Source organism: Brachybacterium sacelli (assembly GCF_017876545.1).
Taxonomy (GTDB): Bacteria; Actinomycetota; Actinomycetes; order Actinomycetales; family Dermabacteraceae; genus Brachybacterium; species Brachybacterium sacelli.
The window spans coordinates 1,642,137-1,656,554 of record NZ_JAGIOD010000002.1 but is presented as its reverse complement, the minus strand read 5'-3'; the positions used below and the strand labels follow the sequence as shown (position 1 = coordinate 1,656,554).

Annotated in this window: 16 protein-coding genes and 1 pseudogene; 14 read left to right on the top strand and 3 right to left on the bottom strand. The window is 66.4% G+C overall.

Translation table 11 applies throughout. The features are described from left to right. Positions 1-16: 16 nt before the first annotated feature. The 6 genes from JOF43_RS22030 to JOF43_RS22005 all read left to right on the top strand — a co-directional run bounded on the left by JOF43_RS22030 (position 17) and on the right by JOF43_RS22005 (position 5,803). Positions 17-1,828 carry a CpaE/TadZ family protein gene (locus JOF43_RS22030; RefSeq protein ID WP_209905259.1) on the top strand — a complete coding sequence of 604 codons (1,812 nt, stop codon included), beginning with the start codon at positions 17-19 and terminating at the stop codon, positions 1,826-1,828. Further along, on the top strand, positions 1,813-2,742 hold the full coding sequence (locus JOF43_RS22025) for a hypothetical protein (RefSeq protein WP_209905258.1): 930 nt from the start codon (positions 1,813-1,815) through the stop codon (positions 2,740-2,742). Before JOF43_RS22030 ends, JOF43_RS22025 begins: the two co-directional genes overlap by 16 nt. A gap of 10 nt (positions 2,743-2,752) precedes the next feature. Continuing rightward, positions 2,753-3,205: a hypothetical protein gene (locus tag JOF43_RS22020; protein ID WP_209905257.1), complete on the top strand. Its 453-nt coding sequence runs from the start codon at positions 2,753-2,755 to the stop codon at positions 3,203-3,205. Continuing rightward, on the top strand, positions 3,202-4,194 hold the full coding sequence (locus tag JOF43_RS22015) for a hypothetical protein (RefSeq protein ID WP_209905256.1): 993 nt from the start codon (positions 3,202-3,204) through the stop codon (positions 4,192-4,194). The genes JOF43_RS22020 and JOF43_RS22015 overlap by 4 nt, the downstream gene beginning before the upstream one ends. 76 nt (positions 4,195-4,270) lie before the next feature. Further along, on the top strand, positions 4,271-4,588 hold the full coding sequence (locus tag JOF43_RS22010) for a histone-like nucleoid-structuring protein Lsr2 (protein WP_209905255.1): 318 nt from the start codon (positions 4,271-4,273) through the stop codon (positions 4,586-4,588). Positions 4,589-4,978: 390 nt separating this feature from the next. After that, a complete protein-coding gene (locus JOF43_RS22005) occupies positions 4,979-5,803 on the top strand; it encodes a C40 family peptidase (protein ID WP_209905254.1) in 825 nt (274 codons plus the stop codon). A gap of 76 nt (positions 5,804-5,879) precedes the next feature. Here JOF43_RS22005 and JOF43_RS22000 read toward each other — a convergent pair whose 3' ends face one another. Continuing rightward, positions 5,880-6,290, bottom strand: a complete 411-nt coding sequence (locus JOF43_RS22000) for a four-helix bundle copper-binding protein (protein WP_209905253.1) — start codon at positions 6,288-6,290, stop codon at positions 5,880-5,882. A 222-nt stretch (positions 6,291-6,512) separates the two neighbouring features. Between JOF43_RS22000 and JOF43_RS21995 the strand changes: the two genes are divergently transcribed. From JOF43_RS21995 to JOF43_RS21980, 4 genes are all read left to right on the top strand, one after another. Then, the gene (locus JOF43_RS21995; protein ID WP_209905252.1) at positions 6,513-7,106 is read left to right on the top strand and encodes a YdhK family protein; all 594 of its coding nucleotides are present in this window, start codon (positions 6,513-6,515) and stop codon (positions 7,104-7,106) included. 89 nt (positions 7,107-7,195) lie between these two features. Next, complete coding sequence (locus JOF43_RS21990) at positions 7,196-7,759, top strand: CueP family metal-binding protein (protein ID WP_209905251.1); 564 nt, start codon at positions 7,196-7,198, stop codon at positions 7,757-7,759. Between the two features lie 35 nt (positions 7,760-7,794). Further along, the gene (locus JOF43_RS21985) at positions 7,795-8,418 is read left to right on the top strand and encodes a TlpA family protein disulfide reductase (protein WP_209905250.1); all 624 of its coding nucleotides are present in this window, start codon (positions 7,795-7,797) and stop codon (positions 8,416-8,418) included. Continuing rightward, a complete protein-coding gene (locus JOF43_RS21980) occupies positions 8,418-9,185 on the top strand; it encodes a cytochrome c biogenesis CcdA family protein (protein ID WP_209905249.1) in 768 nt (255 codons plus the stop codon). Before JOF43_RS21985 ends, JOF43_RS21980 begins: the two co-directional genes overlap by 1 nt. A 27-nt stretch (positions 9,186-9,212) precedes the next feature. On the opposite strand, the gene JOF43_RS21975 is transcribed toward JOF43_RS21980, so the two are convergent. Next, a complete protein-coding gene (locus JOF43_RS21975; protein WP_209905248.1) occupies positions 9,213-10,289 on the bottom strand; it encodes a sensor histidine kinase in 1,077 nt (358 codons plus the stop codon). A 67-nt stretch (positions 10,290-10,356) separates the two neighbouring features. Next, entirely contained in the window at positions 10,357-11,067 is a 711-nt protein-coding gene (locus tag JOF43_RS21970) for a response regulator transcription factor (RefSeq protein ID WP_245354659.1), read from the bottom strand. Between the two features lie 162 nt (positions 11,068-11,229). Between JOF43_RS21970 and JOF43_RS21965 the strand changes: the two genes are divergently transcribed. The 4 genes and pseudogenes from JOF43_RS21965 (at position 11,230) to JOF43_RS21950 (ending at position 14,406) form a co-directional block, all read left to right on the top strand. Further along, positions 11,230-11,502: an SHOCT domain-containing protein gene (locus JOF43_RS21965; protein ID WP_209905247.1), complete on the top strand. Its 273-nt coding sequence runs from the start codon at positions 11,230-11,232 to the stop codon at positions 11,500-11,502. Then, positions 11,499-13,001: pseudogene (locus JOF43_RS23345) on the top strand (multicopper oxidase family protein). The gene JOF43_RS21965 and the pseudogene JOF43_RS23345 overlap by 4 nt, the downstream one beginning before the upstream one ends. A gap of 245 nt (positions 13,002-13,246) precedes the next feature. Then, complete coding sequence (locus tag JOF43_RS21955) at positions 13,247-13,462, top strand: heavy-metal-associated domain-containing protein (protein ID WP_209905246.1); 216 nt, start codon at positions 13,247-13,249, stop codon at positions 13,460-13,462. Beyond that, a complete protein-coding gene (locus JOF43_RS21950) occupies positions 13,459-14,406 on the top strand; it encodes a hypothetical protein (RefSeq protein WP_245354657.1) in 948 nt (315 codons plus the stop codon). The genes JOF43_RS21955 and JOF43_RS21950 overlap by 4 nt, the downstream gene beginning before the upstream one ends. Positions 14,407-14,418 lie beyond the last annotated feature (12 nt).

The window sequence follows — 14,418 nt, the reverse complement described above, 5'->3', positions numbered from 1 at the left end:
GTGGCATATAACCAGTATGAGCAACTCACTCGCAGTCATCGGACTGCCCCACGTGCGAGAAGCGCTGGAGAGCTTCGGATTCGAGGTCGTCTCGGGCGATGGATTCCCCGAGGCCTCTCGGCGCATCCGTGAGGCGGCGGCCACTTCGGCGCTGCCGGTGCTGGTCGAGGATCACAAGCAGATCGGGCTCGAGCAGTTGATCTCGCGCCTGCCCGAGACCGCTCCGGTGATGATCGTGCGTGGGGCTGAGCCGATCCTGGGTGAGACGCGTAGCTCGATCCCGCTGGCCTCGAGCCTCGGCGACTACCTCGGAGCGCTCGGGTTCCAGGATCTCGACCCGGAGCTGCAGAGCATCCGCGTCGAGGCCGACGGCACGATCCTCCAGCCTCTGCCCGACGCGCCCACTCCTCGGACGCAGAGCCTCGACAACGCCTCGTCCGCGACCGAGCCCGACTCACCCGATTCGGCGTCTGTCGATCCCGTCGAGGATTGGCTCAGCGACGATGACGCGCCCCCCGTACCGATTCCCGCCGAGCCTGCTCCGTACACCGAGCCCGCCGCGGCACAGTCGGCACTGTCGGATTGGCTCGAGGACGACGGCGATGCCCCAGAGGCGATGGAACAGCGACCGGAAGTTCCTGCGGCGGACGAGGAGGAACTCGACGGGTTCCACTCCCCCACTTCCGGGCCCATCACGCGCAGCCACCGCACCGAGATGGAGCCGGACGAGAGCTCGCCGATCTTTCCTGGTAGGCGCCGGATCGCCCTGCCGGCCTTCGCGACCGGCATGGACTCGGCGCCGGTGACCGACCCGGATCCGCGTCTCGATCCCCTGGATGCGGAACTCTTCGACGACCTCACGGACACCCTCGAGGAAACGGATGTCGAGGACGACGTCGATACCGATACCGCACTGGATGACGTCACCCGGGCCAGTGCCTCCAGGCGCACCCGGCGCAGCACTGCCCCGGCCGAGGTGATCACGTGCTTCTCCGGTAAGGGCGGGGAGGGCAAGTCCGCCCTTGCGCTCGCACTCGCGCAGGCGGCCGCAGAGGTCGGGGGCAAGTCGGTGTGCCTGATCGATGCGAACCGGGCCCAGGGCGATCTCGGCCTGTATCTGCGGGTGCGGCCCACCGACCTCCCTTCGATCTACGACGCCGTCATGATCGGTGACCCCGCCTCGGCGATCCTCTCCCCCGACCAGCTGAACCAGGCACGCAACGGCAAGGGCGACCATCTCGCCTTCTCGTTCGTCCAAGCACCCCGTCCGGTGAAGGGCAGCGGCGATATCTCTGCCGAGATCGCTACGGTGACGGCCGAGCACTACACCGAGGTCCTCCAAATCGCGCGCGACCGCTTCGACCTGGTCATCATCGACACCCAGATCACCGAAGGGCTGGACACGACCGGCGTGATCGACCGGCTCATCGCGCCGCTGCTCGCCCGCGGTGGCTACGGGGTCGGGATCTGCGAGCTCACCACCCCGGGGGTCGAGAACCTGCTGGTGGCAATGGAGTCGTTGCGTCAGCACGGCGCCGACGGTGCGCGGATGATGTCACTGGCCAACAAGGTCCGGCCGTCGATCACCGACTACGGCAAGCTGCCGCAGCTTCTGCGCAGAGACTCGACGTGGAAGGGAGCGATCCACTACGACGACCGGATCTACGACGACCTCGTCGCCCGGCGCATCCCCTACGCGGTCCCGACCCTGTACGGCGTCGTCATGGACGTCCTCCTCTCCGTCACCGGCGACCCGGAGTTCGACCTACGGGACCCAGGAACGGTGCGCTCAGGACGGCCGTGGTGGAAGCGGTGGCTCCACCGATGAACCGGGCCACCTCCGAGCAGCTGTGCACGCTGCTGGACCAGATGATCTGGGCGCGCTGCGCAACCGAGCATGCGCGGCCGCGTCGTCCCGTGCGGCTGCACGCCTTACCGCCGACCATGTGGATCCGACCGGCCCGCGGCGTCGGAGGCCACAAAGCCACCCAGACCGGATCCCTGCCTGCCACCATCGCCTGGCGGGACGGGGTCCTGCAAGCCGCCGACCCCGCCACGGAACGACCTGTCTCGGCAGGATGGAGGGTGGATGCCGCCGGCACCCACCTGAACGGCACCACCGACCTCACCGAAGGACACACCGACCTCGGCCGGCCCACGGGCTCGATGTGGCCGACGCACCGGGCACCCGTGCTGCGCGCGTATGAGGCGACGCGCCAGCTCGATGAATTCACTGAGCGCGGTGAGCTCGCGCGGTGGACGATGCTGGCGCACCTGGAGCAGTTCGCCCACGAATGCGTCCATCAGATCGCGGCATCGATCTGCCGGGAGATCACCGGCATCGAGGATCACGAGACCGCGGTGCGGCTGCTAGATGATCAGCAGCTCAACCTCGTCGTCACCCACGTGCTCTACGGCTCGGCCGGCCCGGACAGTCGCGTCCTGCGCTCCCTGGACCGCTGCCTGGACCCGGCCACCACCCGGAACGTCGACCCGATCCGCTATCTCACCACTCAGATCCGACGGGACCTCAGCGACCAGGTGCGCGTCGCCATTGGCGACCCGCAGGTCGGCCCCCGAGTTCGGCGCGTCGCCCGCTCGCTCGGCACCGGAGCACATCTCGAGGAGATCATCTCCCGCTACAACGACCTCCACCCTTCCGACCGGGTATCCACCACTCGCGCCATCCGGGCATTGACCGTGGCCCCGTCTCTGGAATCCACCGCGGTCCGCGACGTCTAGGAGGCCAGTGATGTCTGAGCACCCCACCGACGAGATCGACATGACCCTGCTTATCAGCCAGCGGCGCGTCGCCAACGCGGCACGCGGTGAACTCCTGCAGCTGATCACCGACGGCACCGTCAGCCCGTGGGAGGCGATCATCGCCGCCGCGACGTCGGGCGAGAAGCCGCTGCTGCGCCTTCGCCTGGAGCAGATCATCACCGCCGGCCCAGGAATCGGCGCGGCCCGCGCCCGCCGCGTCATCGCCCAGGTGCTGCACATCCTCGGGGCCACCGAGTCCCGCACCGCGACCGGACACGTCACCCTCGCCTACATCCTCGACGAGCAGGCCCGCGGCCGGCGCCTCCTGGCGGTGCTGGACGCGTTCATCTCCCACGGACTGATCCAGCAGGCCCAGGATCTGACCGTGTGGCCGGGGTTCCCATTCGCCGCCGCCCCTCTCCCCCGGGAGGACACACGATGACTGCCCTGCTGCTGGATTCCGCTGCGAGGCTTCGTCGTCGAGCCGAGCACGATCGCCGCTGTGAGTGTGATCGGGACACGCTCGAGACGCCGTGGAAGGCTGAGATGTGCCAGATCCTCCATGCCCGTACCCGGGTCGAGAAGCGGGCATTGCTGGACGAATTCCTGTTCGCTCATGAAGCGGCGATCGCGCGGGTCCTGAAGCGGGCACAGCACATCTCGCATCTCGACTACCGTGACAAGGATCTCGTGTTTTCCTATTTCGGTGACGCGCTCATGAGAATGCTCGAGACGCGGTGGAGGGCGAAGTCCGAGCCCGGCACCAGTCCCATATTCAACTACTCGAGGAACCTGCCGACGATCCTGGAGGCGGAGACGCGGTACTGGATCCGTGAAGATCGACGGAAGGGTCTGCTCAACGGGACTGCGGGGGTGCCGGGCGACAGTTCTCACGATCGTCGGGCGAAGCTCGTGAAGCGTTCCCGTGAGCTGTTCGAGGCCGAGTACGCGCGCACCCCCTCCGATGTCGAACTCGTCGACTTCCACAACACGCGCATGCACGCGACCCGGAAGGATGCCGCGCGGCAGTCCGTCCTGATCACGATCCGGGGTCTCGGCAGCCTCCGGTCGATACCGTTGGAGGATCCGTCCTTGTTCAGTGAGGATCGCCTGGCCTGGAGGGATGTACCGGATGAGGCGGCGTCTGAGCGAACTGAGCGTATTCGGTCGATCGTGGCCGAATGCGCGCGGAGAGACGCCGAACGAGAGGCTGCGCGTATTCGCGCGCCGAAGCGTCAGCCGGTGATGATGGCGAGCGTGGCACGGGCGTTCTTCGCGCATCACGGCGAGGGAGAGTTCCCCACCCGAAAGGAACTGGTCGCCGAGCTCGGGGTGACCGAGCCAGCTGGCCGTCGCGAGATCGGATCGCATCTGAATGAGATTCTCGCGATCTCTCGCCGACGGTTCGCGGACTACCGAAACGCCCAATGACCGCCAATATGCACGACTCCTCAAGGGAGGTGTGCCTAGACTGTCCGCGCAAACACTCTAATCAATGGAGGTCACAATGTCCCGCAAGACCCAAGTACTCCTCGTTGATGATATCGACGGATCCGATGCTACGAACACGGTGACGTTCGGACTGGATGGCGTTTCGTACGAGATCGATCTGAACGACGATAACACTCGCCAGCTGCGCTCCGAGCTGGAGAAGTGGACCGTTCTGGCGCGGCGCACCGGCGGTCGCGCGAAGCGTGGCACTGGAGCTGGCGCGGGCGGCGATGCGAAGAAGATCCGGCTGTGGGCCACCGAGAACGGCTACGAGGTCTCCGAGCGTGGCCGCATTCCGATCGAGATCCGCGAGGCGTACGCCCAGGTGCACTGACTCCGCCCTTCCTTTCTCGGCCCGGCACGCTCTGAGGGGTGCCGGGCTGCAGTGCGTCTGTCTCGTCAGCAGAGCTTGTCCACTGAGTGGCGGAGCGCCGTCTAAACACAATCTTAAGATCGCGTTCGATGGTGCGCGTCATCGTTTCGACGGTACAAGTAAAGGTCCCGCCTACCCTCCGGGGGTATCCCTGGAGCGCACGTAAAGACGCGGTTAAAGCTTCAAGCAGGTCGCCCCATGCTTCCGTAGTTCGCGCAGGTTGGCCCGTACGTTGGTCCCACTGCCCACGACCTGAGCCAGCGTTTCGTTGCTCGCTCTGCCGTCCCTGTGGCGCTGACGAAGTCATCGACTCCCTCTCGTATCGAGGAGGGAAAATTACGGAGTAGAACCATGGCCCAGAACAACACCCACCGCGCCTTCGGCCGCGCTGTCACCCCCGTCGGGACCGCTGGCCGCGCTCTGCGGGGCACCGGCGGTGCCGCTGTCCTCGGCACAGTCGTCATCGGCTCCGCACTGCTGGCAGGCCCGGCACAGGCCGCGCCTGCTGCGTCGCCTGCCGCGCCTGCCGCTTCGGCTGTAGCTGCCGCTCCGGCTCCTGCACACGCGAAGTCTGCCGTGGCGTCCGAGAAGCTGCGGTGGGGTTCCGAGGGAACTGCCGTCGACCAGCTCCAGTCGACACTGAACGAGCACGGCGCATCGCTGTCTGTCGACGGTAAGTTCGGCAAGCTCACCCATGGTGCTGTGAAGGATTTCCAGCGCAGCCAGGACCTTCAGGTCGATGGAGTCGTGGGTCCGAAGACCCAGGCAGCACTGAGCGGCAGCGACGCTTCGGCCTCCACCGGTGGAACGTCTGCTTCCGCCCCCGCTTCGTCCACAAGCAGCTCGGGGCAGGCCATCGTCGATGCCGCACGCAGCCAGATCGGCGCCTCCTACTCCTGGGGGACCTCCAAGCCGGGCGTTAGCTTCGACTGCTCCGGCCTGAGCTCCTACGCGTACGCACAGGCCGGTATCGATCTGCCCCGCACATCTTCGCAGCAGGTTTCGGCCGGCACCACGATCTCGAAGTCCGAGGCCCAGCCCGGCGACCTCGTGGTGTGGCCCGGCCACCTCGGGATCTACGCGGGCGGCGACACGATCATCGACGCGGGACGCACCCCGGGTGCCGTCACCGAGCGGACCATCTGGGGTTCGCCGACCTTCGTCACCTTCCGCTGACCGCACGCCACAACGCCAACACAGAGGGAGCCTCGACCACCGGTCGGGGCTCCCTCTGCGTGCAGAGGCAGCGTCGTCAACTGATCGAGGCCAGCAGCTCGGCGCAGGCCTGCTCGCAGCGACGGCAGGCGTCGGCGCAGACCTTGCAGTGCTCGTGCATATCGGCGTGCTTCTCGCACTCCTCGGCGCAGGACTGGCACGCTGCCTGACACGCCTCGAGCAGGGCACGATTGAAGGCGACGCCCTTGCCCGTTTGACGGGATAGGACTCGGCCGGTGGTCTCGCAGACGTCGGCGCAGTCCTGGTTCAGGCGGATGCAATGAGTCAGCTCCGCCACCATGTCCTCGGCCAAGCAGGCGTCCGCGCAGGCTGTGCAGGTCTGGGCGCACTCGAAGCAGGCCTCGATGCATTCAGTGAGCTTCTGCTGGTCGATGTTGCCGAGGTCCTTCGGGTAGGTCTGAAGCATTGAGGCGACGTGATGGTTCATGGCGGTGCTCCTTCTCGCTCCGAACGGACCGGCGGATACCAGCCCGCCCCGACGACGATAGCCAGGGCATCACCAGTGACGGAAGCAAGTAGACCGTTCGTCTCGGAGGCAGTGCGTGCTGACTAGTCAGCGCTGTGCTGAAGAAGTCCAGATCTGACCTTGAGGAGACCTTGATCTGACGGTCGTAGGCTGGCGAAAAGTGTCCTCTGACTAGGAGAGATTATGCGTTCTCGTGGTTCTCGTCGTTCTTTCGGTCGCCTCGCGGCCGTCGTATTCACCGGTGCAATTGTGTTTGCCGGATGCTCCGACAACGGGGACAACGGGTCTGACGTTAGTCAGACGTCGGAGGCGTCGGAGGCGTCCGATGGTGATGGCCACGGCGGCATGGAGCACCCGATGGATGGCGGCCCTGCGCCCGAAGGTATGGCGCCTGCGGAGGATCCCGAGTTCCCGATCGGCAGGGAGGTGACGCTCACGGCGGACCATATGGAGGGCATGGAGGGGGCGACGGCGACGATCTCCGGCGCCTTCGACACCACGACCTACTCGGTCAGCTTCACGCCGACCGATGGTGGTGATCCGGTCACCGACCACAAGTGGGTCGTCCACGAGGAGCTCGAGAACCCGGGCGAGGCGCCGCTGGCGGAGGGCACCGAGGTGGCCATCACCGCCGATCACATGGAGGGTATGCAGGGCGCTGAAGCCACCATCGACAGTGCCACCGAAGAGACCGTGTACATGGTCGATTACGAGGTCGACGGGATGATGATGACGAACCACAAGTGGGTCGTCGAGAGCGAGATCGAGCCTGCGTGATGACCACCCCGTCGAGCCCTCACGGCCCGCTCGCCCCCTCCCGAGATGGGCCCCGTCGTCGCACCGTGCGGCTGCCCCGACGATCGCTCTTGCTCGGTGCCGGCCTGTTCCCGCTAGTGGTCGCCAGTTGCGGGACCCGCGGATCCGAGCCCACTTCGGTCACGGGTGACGAGGACCTACTCCAGGAACACGGTTTCGAAGACGCCGACGCACACGAGATCATTGACCAGCTCGAGGCGCTCCCGGTGGCTGAGCGACCGCAGAACCTGATTGCCAGCGTCACTGCGACGTCTCTCCAGCTCCAGGACGATGCTGAGCGAAAGGCCGAGCTGCCCCTTCCCGAGGACCAGTTCTACTTGTCGGTGGCCCCGTTCGTCGAGACCACCCACGAGTGCGCCTTCCACAGCCTGACCACGTGCCGCGGAGAACTGCGCAGCCGCGAGATCACTGTGAGCGTGGTCGACAGCAGCTCAGGCGAGATCTTTGAGGAGGGCGCTCGCGCCACGCATGACAACGGGTTCCTCGGTCTCTGGCTGCCGCGCGGGATCACCGCAGAGCTCACGTGCACCCTCGAGGACTACACAGGGACCGCGCCCATCTCGACTCAGGCGGAGGATGATCTGACCTGTCTGACCAGTCTCCAGCTGACGTGAGCAGGCGAAGCACCCAGTCCGCCTTCTGGCATTCGGTGGTCGGCCCCGCTGCGTGGAGCGGGGCCCGACCCGGTCCAAATCGGCGGACCACGCTGCGGCTGGGCGGGAGCCTGCTCCTCCTTGCCCCCGTCCTTGCGGCGTGCAGCAATTCCTCGGATGTGGCGAGCGAGGCGAACGCCGGGTACGTCTCCGGCGATGGTGTCGTCGTCGAGATCCCTCCGGAGGGTCGCGCCGATCCTCTGGAGATACAGGGAACGACCTACGACGGCGCCGACTTCGACTCCACGGCGCTGCGCGGTGCGCCCTTGCTGATCAACGTCTGGTATGCGTCGTGTCCGCCGTGCCGGGTCGAAGCACCGGCGCTGAAGGCGGTGCACTCCGAGTACAGCGCCTTGGGAGTGGGATTCGTGGGCGTGAACACGCGCGACAAGGCCGGGCCGGCCGCCGCGTTCGAGGATAGCTTCGGCATCACCTATCCCTCGATCCCCGACGCCGACGGCGCGGTGATCGCGTCCATGGACGGCAGCGTCTCGCCCAACGCTGTCCCTACGACCTTGATCCTGGATGCTGAAGGACGAGTAGCCGCCCGGATCGCGGGCGCGGCCGATCAGAGCACCCTCGAGAGCCTCCTGGATATCGTGTTGGAGGAGGCCGCCTGATGGGTGAACAGTTTGCCACCACCGTGCTGAGCGGGCCGCTGGCCGTAGCCTTGCTGCTGTCGATAGTGGCCGGTCTGGTCGCGTTCCTCTCCCCATGTGTGCTCCCGGTGGTCCCCGGCTACCTCGGATACATCACGGGACTCACCGGACAGGCTGTTGGGGTGCGCCGCACCAGCGATCCGGGAGAGCGGCCGTGGCGCCTGGTCGCCGGAGCTGTGCTGTTCGTCGCGGGCTTCACGGCGGTGTTCCTGGTCATCGGCGGGTTCGTCGGTGCCCTCGGGTCATTGATGGTCCAGTACACGAGCGCGATCAATCGGATCTCCGGGGTGTTGGTCATCCTCATGGGCCTGGTGTTCGTGGGAATCTTCCCACGCCTCTCCGGTGAGAAGAGGATCCGGAAGCGCCCCGATGCCGGCCTGGTCGGCGCCCCGCTGCTCGGGATCACGTTCGGTTTCTCGTGGACCCCGTGTATCGGGCCGACGTTCGCCGCAGTCGCGGCGCTCAGCCTCGGGGAGGCGTCCGCCAGTCGCGGCGCTCTCCTGGCTTTCGGCTATGCGATCGGGCTCGGGATCCCGTTCATCCTCTTCGCTCTCATGTTTCGGCGTGCCCTGGGCATCTCCCGAGCGCTGTCCCGGCATCGCCGCACGCTCCAGGTCGTCGGTGGCTCCGTCCTGATCGTCATCGGACTCCTGCTGGTCACCGGCCTTTGGGAGCAGTGGATGGCCCTGCTGCAGGTGCGGATCGGCAGCTTCACCACGATCGTCTGATCGCTGAGCCTGCCATGTGCGGCGGGCTCAGCGGTCAGCAGTCGCTCGGGGAAGGCTGATGGTGAAGGTGGCTCCCCGTCCCGGGCCCTCGCTGGCTGCAGCCATGGTCCCGCCGTGCGCATCGACAAGGGCTCGACTGATCGTCAGTCCGATGCCTGATCCAGAATTCTCACGGGTGCGCGAGCTGTCGGCGCGGAAGAAGCGTTCGAACAGGCGTGAGCTGTCCTCAGCGGTGAATCCCTCGCCGTCATCGGTTACCGCGATCTCTACCGTGCTGGCGTTGGTAGTTGCCGAGACCGTGACGATGCCTCCGGGTGAGGTGTGCCGCAGAGCATTGCTTAGCAGGTTCCCGAGGACTTGGGCGAGGCGGTCCGGGTCCGCTTGAATGGTCGGAGAGTGACGCAAGGCCATTTCTCGTCGTAACGCCACCCCGGCCGTCTCGAACCTTTCCTCCCATTCCTGGAGGGTCGATGCCAGCAGGTCATGGACAGCGAGGGGGCGCAGCTCCACCGGGAGCTGCCCCTCCTCAGCCCGGGACACCTCACTGATGTCGTCAGCCAACCGCGACAGTCGCACGGTCTGGCTGGCGAGGATGGGCATGGCCGAGTCGGGCTCGATGACACCATCGGCCATCGCCTCGTGATGTGCCGAGAGGGTGGCGATCGGAGTACGCAGCTCATGGGCGAGGTCGGAGAGCAGCTGGCGGCGGTGTTCTTCGACGGTGTCCAGACGTGCAGCCATGTCGTTGAGCGTGGCGGCCAGAGAGTCCAGCTCGGTCCCGGCCCCGACGGAGGGGACACGTGTCGAGTAGTGGCCCCGAGACAGCTCGTCGACGGCCCAGGCGAGGCCGTGGAGCGTCTGACGGAGTCGTCGTGCCAGGCTCCAGGTCACAAGACCTGCCGCCAGAAGCGAGACAACCAGCCCTACTCCCAGGGCAAGTGCGAGCGCGTCGCGGTAGGCACGCTCGATATGGATGAGTTCCGCGCTGCCCACGGGAAGATTAGTCTGGAGCAGGTGATAGTGGAAGACTGCGGGCCCGATCATCACGGTGAGTGCCGCGATGCTGAGGGCGCCGGCAAACAGCACGATGAGCTGGCCGATCATCAGACGTGAGGCCAGACTCGTGCCGCGGCGAACTGTTCGCGCCGATGACCTGGGTGCAGTCACGAGCTCACCCCCTCCCCATCCGGTAGCCGATACCGCGAACCGTGGTGACATACCGTGCGGACTCAGCCGTCTCGTCAAGCTTTCGTCGCAGGTTAGCGATGTGCACATCGACGATATGGTCATCTCCGATCCAGCTGTCGCCCCAGACGGCCTCCATCAGCTGGCCGCGGCTGAAGGCTTGGCCCGGCCGGTGCGCCAGGGTCATCAGCAGGCCGCGCTCGGTGGGCGTCAGCGGGACGGGCCGGCCGGCCAACCGCACCTCCTGCGCGGTCGTATCGATCTCGAGTTCTCCGAACGTACGCACCATGCCTGAAGCATTCCCTGACTCGACGCGAGGCCGCCGCAGCACGGCCTGGACCCGAGCGACGAGCTCACGCACGCTGAACGGCTTGGTGAGGTAGTCATCCGCCCCCACCGACAGCCCCACCAGGCGGTCCACCTCCTCGGATCGCGCCGTCGTGATCAGCACATAGCAGTCCGAGAAGGCGCGGATCCTGCGCATCACCTCCAAGCCATCGAGACCAGGCAGGCCGAGATCGAGGACGATCACGTCCGGCGACATGGTGCGGGCCATCTCCACCGCCTCTGGACCGCTTCGCGCGCTCGAAGTCGCGTAGCCGGCCTTCGCCAGGTACGCCTGGACAACGTCCGACAGCGCGACCTCGTCCTCGACGACGAGAACCATCGCCGCTGCTTGATCCGCTTCACTCCTCATGAGCTCCAGTCTGGTCTCCGTTCCTGGACACCGCGCGTCTACGGAGGTGCAGGCGGACTATCTGGACCAGATCTTGAGGAACTCTCGACGAGAACTTCGACCGCCCCGGGGGAACCTGGTGGGGACCGTGTCGCGTACGTACTCGACCAAGGGAGCCGCTCGATGATGCCGACCGATGCGATGTCGTGGCTGATGTGGGCGATGGTCGCCGGTCTCGTCGTTCTCCTCTGGGCCCCAGCGCTGCTGCTGGCACGCACCGTGCTGCCCGGGCGCCCCCGACGCACTCGGGATGAGAACGAGGCCATCGGGGAACTTTCACTGCGTCTCGCCCGAGGTGAGATCTCGGTCGACGAGTTCGAGCAGCAGCGACAACTGGTCATGGACGTCTTTCGACCGCAAAATCCTCCCCTCAACTCAGAAGGACTGCGCCTGTGAAGAGTATTTCCCGCCGCACCGTGTTCACCGGGGGTCTCGGCGCGGCAGCTCTGACGCTCGCCGCATGTGGCAACCGCACCGCCCCGACCGAAGCAGGAACTTTTTCGCCGCCTCCTGTGCTGACTCCGAACGCCGGTCAGAACGTCGTCACCCAGACCCTTACCGCGGCCCCGACGATCGTGGATCTTGGAGGGAAGACGGTCTCAACCTGGGCCTACGGCGAGAACCTCCCCGGGCCGCTGATCCGGGCCACGGCCGGCGATCTGCTGCGCATCACGCTCGAGAACCGCCTGCCCGAGACCTCCACGATCCACTGGCACGGGATCCGGCTGCACAACGCGGCAGACGGGGTGCCGGGGATGACGCAGGACCCGGTCGAGCCGGATACCTCCTTCACCTACGAGTTCGTCGCCCCCGACCCCGGCACCTACTTCCTCCACTCCCACGTCGGCCTGCAGCTCGACCGCGGGCTCTACGCCCCGCTGATCATCGACGATCCCGACGAACCCGGTGACTACGACGCGGAATGGATCGTGACCCTCGATGACTGGATCGATGGCACCGGGCAAACACCCGACGAGGTCCTGGCCGCGCTGACCGGCTCCGGTCCCTAGGATGCCGGCGGTATGGACGATGGCGACATGCCCATGGGCGACGGCGGATCCGCCGTCATTAACCATGGCGACATGCCGATGGGTGATGAGCCCTGGGGCGACGCCGGTGACGTGACCTACCCCCACTTCCTCATCAACGGCCGAGTTCCCGAAGCGCCGGAGACATTCGAGGCGAAGCCCGGCCAGCGCGTGCGCATCCGCTTGATCAATGCCTCCGCCGACACCATCTTCGCCCTCGCACTCGGAGACCACGATCTCTCCGTCACCCACTCGGACGGATTCGCCGTCGAACCGGTCACCGCCAAGGGGCTCTACCTCGGCATGGGCGAGCGCTACGACGTGGTGGTCACGGTGAAGGACGGCATGTTCCCTCTGGTGGCGCGTCCCGTCGGGAAGTCCAGCGGCGGTCAAGGGCTCGCCGTGCTGAAGACCGGCTCCGGTTCCACTCCCGCTCCGGACGCCCAGGTCCGGGAACTCGACGAGGACGTCCTCATCGGATCCACTCTGGAACCGGCCGAGGCCGCGCGACTCGAGGACCGCGCCGTCGACACCGAGCTCGAGCTCGCCTTCCAAGGCTCAATGCAGCCCTATCAGTGGGCCATCAACGGAGCGCCCTACGGGCAGAACACTCCGCTCAGCATCCGCGAGGGACAGCGGGTCCGTATCAGCGCGACCAACCAGACGATGATGAGCCACCCCCTCCACATCCACGGCCACACCTTCGCCCTGCCGTCGGGACTCCGGAATGACACCGTGCTGCTGGCACCCATGGAATCGGTCGAACTCGACTTCGATGCGGACAATCCGGGTCGGTGGGCAGCGCACTGCCACAACGCATACCACCAGGAGACCGGCATGATGACCGGTATCGACTACGCGTCCTGACGCCGATCGTTCAGGTCCCCGACGTCGAAGGAGGCAGACGTCGGGGACCTCTTGCTTGGCAGGAGCGAGAGCCGGTTGCTGCCCGTGTTCGGAGAGACCCTGCATCCGCCGTCGGCCGCCCCTTGCATCCCACGGATACGCGCCCCCGACACGCAACCGAATTGCTTGCGCGATACCGGGAGGGGGTATAGCCTCAACCCTGAACCGATACCCCTTGGGGGTATCCAGACTAGAGGAGCACGATCATGACGACGACGAACGAGTACCAGGTGACCGGAATGACCTGCGGGCATTGCGAGATGTCGGTCCGCGAGGAGGTCGGTGAGCTCTCCGGGGTGAGCGACATCCAGGTGAGCGCCCAGACGGGCCGCCTCGTCGTCACCTCCGAGGAGCCCCTCGATGACGCACAGGTCCTCACCGCGGTCGAGGAGGCCGGCTACTCGGCGGTCAAGGCCCGATGAATGCCGCGGGACGACTGATCGCCTACGGCGCTGCTGTCGCAGTGACCTTCGGCGGCGCCTTCGTCGCAGCCGGCGCCGTCGTCCCGGACCGGGTCGTCGAACGATGGTCAGCGCAGGCTGCCGACTCCCCGCACGATGAGTCCGGCCACGAGGCCACAGGCACGCAGCCCGTGGTCACACCGCAGAAGGGAGTCTCGATGTCCGCTCAGGGCTACGTGCTGTCCGAGGTCTCCGCTCCGCAGTCCGCTGAGCAGGTCGGAGAGCTCGCGTACACGATCACCGGGCCCGACGGGAGCCCCGTCACGGAATATCAGGAGGCCCACGAGAAGGAGATGCACCTGATCGTGGTCCGCACCGACGGCACCCAATACCGCCATGTGCACCCGGAGCTGGACCCGTCCACCGGGAGCTGGTCCCTGCCCTGGCAGTGGGAGGAAGCCGGTACGTACAAGATCTATGCCGATTTCGCCCCCACCGGCGATGGCGAGGACACTCTGACGCTGTCGCGGACCGTTGACGTTGTTGGCGAACTCACGCCGGTCACCGACCGTCCCCTCTCTGCGAAGGACGAGGTCGACGGGTTCGAGGTGACTCTGGACGGGGACCTGACTGCCGGGACATCCAGCGACCTCACGCTGAGCGTCACCCAAGACGGCGCTCCGGCAACCAACTTGGAACCCTACCTTGGCGCTTTCGGCCATCTCGTTGCTCTGCGCGAGGGCGACATGGAGTACCTCCACGTCCACGCCGAGGGCGAGGACCCTGCTGCCGGGGAGACCTCCGGCCCGGATATCTCCTTCATGGCGGAGGCCCCCACGGCCGGCCGTTATTACCTCTACCTTGACTTCCAGATCGATGGCGAGGTGCACACTGCGCAGTTCGTCGTCGAGGCGGAACAGGGCACCGAGAACGAGAGCGCCGGAGCGCACCCGGATGGTCACTAACCCCTTGGGGCC